At 68.1% G+C, this 4,514-nt stretch carries 6 protein-coding genes; 1 reads left to right on the top strand and 5 read right to left on the bottom strand.

The annotated features are described in order from the left end of the window. From AB7U92_RS22390 to hemN, 3 genes are all read right to left on the bottom strand, one after another. A partial coding sequence (locus tag AB7U92_RS22390; RefSeq protein WP_428582253.1) for an isocitrate/isopropylmalate family dehydrogenase occupies positions 1–677 on the bottom strand: 677 nt, incomplete at its 3' end. Between the two features lie 100 nt (positions 678–777). Beyond that, entirely contained in the window at positions 778–1,467 is a 690-nt protein-coding gene (locus AB7U92_RS22385; protein WP_428582251.1) for a sulfite exporter TauE/SafE family protein, read from the bottom strand. A 3-nt stretch (positions 1,468–1,470) separates the two neighbouring features. After that, entirely contained in the window at positions 1,471–2,886 is a 1,416-nt protein-coding gene (gene hemN, locus AB7U92_RS22380) for an oxygen-independent coproporphyrinogen III oxidase (protein WP_428582249.1), read from the bottom strand. 179 nt (positions 2,887–3,065) lie between these two features. On the opposite strand from hemN, the gene fnr reads away from it, so the two are divergent. After that, positions 3,066–3,800 carry a fumarate/nitrate reduction transcriptional regulator Fnr gene (gene fnr / locus AB7U92_RS22375; protein ID WP_428582255.1) on the top strand — a complete coding sequence of 245 codons (735 nt, stop codon included), beginning with the start codon at positions 3,066–3,068 and terminating at the stop codon, positions 3,798–3,800. Positions 3,801–3,815: 15 nt separating this feature from the next. Here the strand turns inward: fnr and AB7U92_RS22370 are convergent, their stop codons facing one another. Beyond that, positions 3,816–4,052, bottom strand: coding sequence for a hypothetical protein (locus AB7U92_RS22370; protein WP_428582247.1), 237 nt, complete (start codon positions 4,050–4,052; stop codon positions 3,816–3,818). A 37-nt stretch (positions 4,053–4,089) separates the two neighbouring features. Further along, positions 4,090–4,344 (bottom strand): hypothetical protein, encoded by a 255-nt coding sequence (locus tag AB7U92_RS22365; protein ID WP_428582245.1) that lies wholly within the window; start codon positions 4,342–4,344, stop codon positions 4,090–4,092. Positions 4,345–4,514: the final 170 nt, after the last annotated feature.

Here is a 4,514-nt window from a genome sequence, read left to right as displayed (position 1 = left end):
ACGCTGGGCTTGTCGTTGTCGATGGCGTACTGGATCGCCTTGCGCACCAGGCGCTCGGTGCCCTCGCGCGAGACCGGCTTGATGCCGATGCCCGAGGTCTCCGGGAAGCGGATCTTCTTGACGCCCATCTCGTCGATCAGGAACTTGATCAGCTTCTTGGCCTTGTCCGACTCGGCCTCGTACTCGATGCCGGCGTAGATGTCCTCCGAGTTCTCGCGGAAGATCACCATGTTGGTCTTCTCCGGCTCCTTCACCGGCGAAGGCACGCCCTTGAAGTACTGCACCGGGCGCAGACAGACATAGAGATCGAGTTCCTGGCGCAGCGCCACGTTCAGCGAGCGGATGCCGCCGCCCACCGGGGTGGTCAGCGGGCCCTTGATCGAGACCACGTATTCGCGCAGCACGTCCAGCGATTCGGCCGGCAGCCACACATCGGGGCCGTAGACCTTGGTGGCCTTCTCGCCGGCGTAGATCTCCATCCAGTGGATCTGCTTCTTGCCGCCGTAGGCCTTGGCCACGGCCGCGTCGACCACCTTGATCATCACCGGCGTGATGTCGAAGCCCGTGCCGTCGCCCTCGATGTACGGAATGATCGGGTTGTTCGGGACGTTGAGCGAGAAGTCCGCGTTGACGGTGATCTTCTGCCCGCCTGCGGGCACCTTGATGTGCTGGTACATGGAGATGTGGCTCCGGGCTGGGGTGAGGGGTCGTATCGGAACGTGGAATTCTATTCCACGGTGTCTGTCAATCGACTGACAGCCGCGCTGCGCGCGCGGTTCAGATTGGCAGGCAGAAGTCGCTGCCCATGGCGGTGGCCAGCCCGTGCGCCAATGCCCAGCCGGACGCGCCGGCCAGCATCAGCCCGGCCAGCCGCACGGCCAGCACCTGTGCGCGGCCGGCGTGCCGCCCTGCCAGGTGCATCCACAGCGCGGGACCGAGCCACAGGCCCAGCCCCGAGCCGACGGCGAACAGCGCCATCAGCGTGGCCCCCTCCACCGGGCCCGAGCCCAGCGCCGCAACGACCAGTGCCGACTGCAGCAGGCCGCAGGGCAAGGCCACCCACATCGAGCCGGCCGCCGCTGCGCCGGCCGGACCCTGCATCCAGATCACCCGCCGACCGGAGCCGCCACGGCCGATGTTGTCGATCCAGGCCGGCTGCCGGCCGCGCACGAGAAGCCACAGGCCGAGCGCCAGGGCAGCCACCTGCAGCAGCGTCCACAGCGGCCGCAGGATCGCGACCTGCGCCCCTTGCGTGGCCAGCCACGACACGCTGCCGGCCGCCAGCGCACCGCCAGCGGCATAGCTCAGCAGCCGCGCCCCGTGGAAGGACAAGGTGCTCGCCTGCGTCGCCACACCGCCTGCGCAGCCGCGCACGATGCCGGTGCAGGCAGCGCCGCACATCGCCGCGCAGTGCGGCGAGCCCGCCAAGCCCATCAGCAAGGCGGTGGTGGCGAGGGCGGCATTCATGCCCTAGATGATGCGGGAGAAGCGTTCGCGGGTGCGATCGGCCTGCAGGTACTTGTCGAAGACCATCGCCACGCTGCGGATGAAGTACCAGCCCAGCGCGGTGACCTGGATCGCCGTGGGTTCGAGCACGACCAGGCCAGAGGACTCCAGCCCGCGCAGTTGCTCGAGCTCGCTTGCGAAGTGCTTGCGAAAGTCGATCAGGTGGGCGAGTTCGATCGATTCGAACTCCAGCCGACCCTGGCACATGATGGCCATGATCACCGCACGGCGCAGCAGGTCCTCGCGGGTCAGCGCGAGGCCGCGGACGATCGGAAACTGGCCGCGGTTGACGGCGTCGTAGTACTCCTCGAGCGTCTTGGAGTTCTGGCTGTAGGTGGCCCCGACGCGGCCGATCGACGACACGCCCAGGCCGATCAGGTCGCAGTCGGGCTGCGTGCTGTAGCCCTGGAAGTTGCGGTGCAGCCGGCCCTGGCGCTTGGCGGCGGCCAGCGCATCGCCGGGCAGCGCGAAGTGGTCCATGCCGATGTACTGGTAGCCATGGCCGACAAAACCGGCGATGGCCTCGGACAGCATCCGCACCTTGTCACCCGCCGGCGGCAGGGCCGCGGCGTCGATGCGGCGCTGCGGCTTGAAGCGCTGCGGCAGGTGGGCGTAGGAGTACAGCGCAATGCGTTCGGGGCGCAATTCGGCCACCTCGCGCACCGTGCGCTGCAGCGACTCGGGCGTCTGCTTGGGCAGGCCGTAGATCAGGTCGACGTTGGTCGACTCGAAGCCGAGTTCGCGCGCCGAGGTCATCAGCGCGGCGACCATCTCGCGGCTCTGCACGCGGTGTACCGCCTGCTGCACGGCCGGATCGAAGTCCTGCACGCCGAAGCTCAGCCGGTTGAAGCCGAGGCTCGCCAGATGGGCCAGCCGCTCGGGGGTCACGGTGCGTGGATCCACTTCCACCGAAGTCTCGGCCCCGGGGGCGATGCGGAACGCCTTGCGCAGCGACCCCATCACGCGCGCCAGCTCGGCATCGCTGAGGAAGGTCGGCGAGCCGCCGCCGAAGTGCAGCTGCGACACGGACTGCCCCGCTCCCAGCCGCGCCACGTGGAGATCGATCTCCTTGTCGAGGGCGTCGAGGTACTCCGCGGCGCGCTCGTGGTGCTTGGTGATCACCTTGTTGCACGCGCAGTAGTAGCACAGCGACTCGCAGAACGGGATGTGCACGTACAGCGACAGCGGGCTCGCGCCACCGATCACGCCGGCACCTTCGGCGCGCTGCTCGAGCGCTCGGGCGTAGTCGTCGGGCCCGAAGGCGTCGACGAATCGATCAGCGGTCGGGTAGGAGGTGTAGCGCGGTCCGTTGACGTCGAGCCGGCGCAGCAGCTCCTCGGTCACGACGGGGCGCTCGATGGGGGCGTAGGACGTCGACATGAGCCCAGACTGTGCCTTGCGCCGAGTCAAGCGCCTTGACCTGCATCAACGGGCCTCCACGAGGCCGACGGGAGAATAATTCCATGACCTCCACCACTACGGAAGTGACGGCCGTGCCCGCACCCACAGCTCGCCGGACGGCGGCGGGGCGCACGCCGGAAGTCGCCCCGCGCAGCGCCATGTCTTCAGTCGTGCCGATCCGGGCCGAGGCCTTCAAGGTCGCCTGCTCCAACTGCAACCTGCGCGAGCTGTGCCTGCCGGTGGGACTGTCCGACCCCGACCTCGAGCGGCTCGACCAGCTCGTGGCCAAGCGCCGTTCGGTCACGCGCGGCGACGCCCTCTTCCGCACTGGCGACTCGTTCCAGTCGCTGTATGCGGTGCGCACTGGCTTCTTCAAGACCTGCGTGTCGTCGGAAGACGGCCGCGACCAGGTCACGGGCTTCCAGATGGCCGGCGAACTGCTCGGCCTGGACGGCATCAGCCACGACCGCCACAACTGCGACGCCATCGCGCTGGAGGATTCTCAGGTCTGCGTGATCCCCTTCGGGCAGCTCGAGGAACTGTCGCGCGACTTCACGCCGCTGCAGCACCAGTTCCACAAGATCATGAGCCGCGAGATCGTGCGCGACCACGGCATGATGCTGCTGCTCGGCAGCATGCGTGCCGAGGAGCGCCTCGCGGCCTTCCTGCTCAACCTCACCCAGCGCCTGCAGGCGCGTGGCTTCTCGGCCTCTTCGCTGATCCTGCGCATGACGCGCGAGGAGATCGGCAGCTACCTGGGCCTGAAGCTGGAGACGGTCAGCCGCACCTTCTCGAAGTTCCAGGATGACGGCCTGCTCGAGGTCAAGCAACGCCACATCCGCATCATCGACGAAGCGGGCCTGCGCCAGCTGATCACCAGCACGGCCTGCTGAGGCCGGTCGGCGCGGTCAGCCGCGTCCTCGGTCGGCGTTGATGTCTTCGGCGCGCATCTCCAGCAGGGCCATCAGGGCACCTGCCAGCGAGATCACGCCCCAGAAGATCAGGAAGGTCACGGTGTAGACCGCCTGGTGCGACCAGTTCAGCGCCTCGCCGCCGAACCAGTGCAGGTCGCCGGGATCGACGACCACGAACACGAGCATCTCCAGCACGCCGGCCATCAGGAAGGCCGGCCAGAGAATGGTCAAGGCGCGCTGCTTCACGACCGCGGCCCTCGGCATCATCTCAGCGTTGCGGCGTGGCCGCGTGGTTGCGGCCCTGCTGCGCCGGCGCCAGCGCGTCCTTCGGGCTGAGCGTGGGCGCCATGTTGTCGCCCGGTCGGATCTGGCCCTGCGCCGTATTGATGACCGGATCGATGTGCTTCCAGGCGATCACCGCGGTGGCGATGCTGGCCACCACCACCGACAGCGGCCCGCCGACCACCAGCCACACCATCGGAAACTTCCACCAGGGAGTTGCGCGTGGGTTCTTGTCCTGCATGGTTGTGTCCTCGGGATCCTGCTGTTCAACGCGGCACGACGAACGTCGACTTCTCGCGCACTTCGACGGCGCCGCCTTCCGCGTCCGCCAGCCGGGTGATGGTAAAGCGAAGCGGGTGGGCTCCTGCACCGAGCGAACCCGCAGCGTCGGGAGAGATCTGCACGGCCACT

It is taken from the genome of Piscinibacter sp., assembly GCF_050175855.1.
Lineage (GTDB): Bacteria > Pseudomonadota > Gammaproteobacteria > Burkholderiales > Burkholderiaceae_C > Piscinibacter.
The sequence above is the reverse complement of the archived record's forward strand: the minus strand, read 5'-3'. Positions and strand labels throughout refer to the sequence as shown.

Coding starts and splice junctions, on each gene's coding strand:
- fnr (WP_428582255.1), top strand. CDS start 3,066: ATGTCTTCAGTCGTGCCGATCCGGGCCGAGGCCTTCAAGGTCGCCTGC.
- AB7U92_RS22385 (WP_428582251.1), bottom strand. CDS start 1,467: ATGAATGCCGCCCTCGCCACCACCGCCTTGCTGATGGGCTTGGCGGGC.
- hemN (WP_428582249.1), bottom strand. CDS start 2,886: ATGTCGACGTCCTACGCCCCCATCGAGCGCCCCGTCGTGACCGAGGAG.
- AB7U92_RS22365 (WP_428582245.1), bottom strand. CDS start 4,344: ATGCAGGACAAGAACCCACGCGCAACTCCCTGGTGGAAGTTTCCGATG.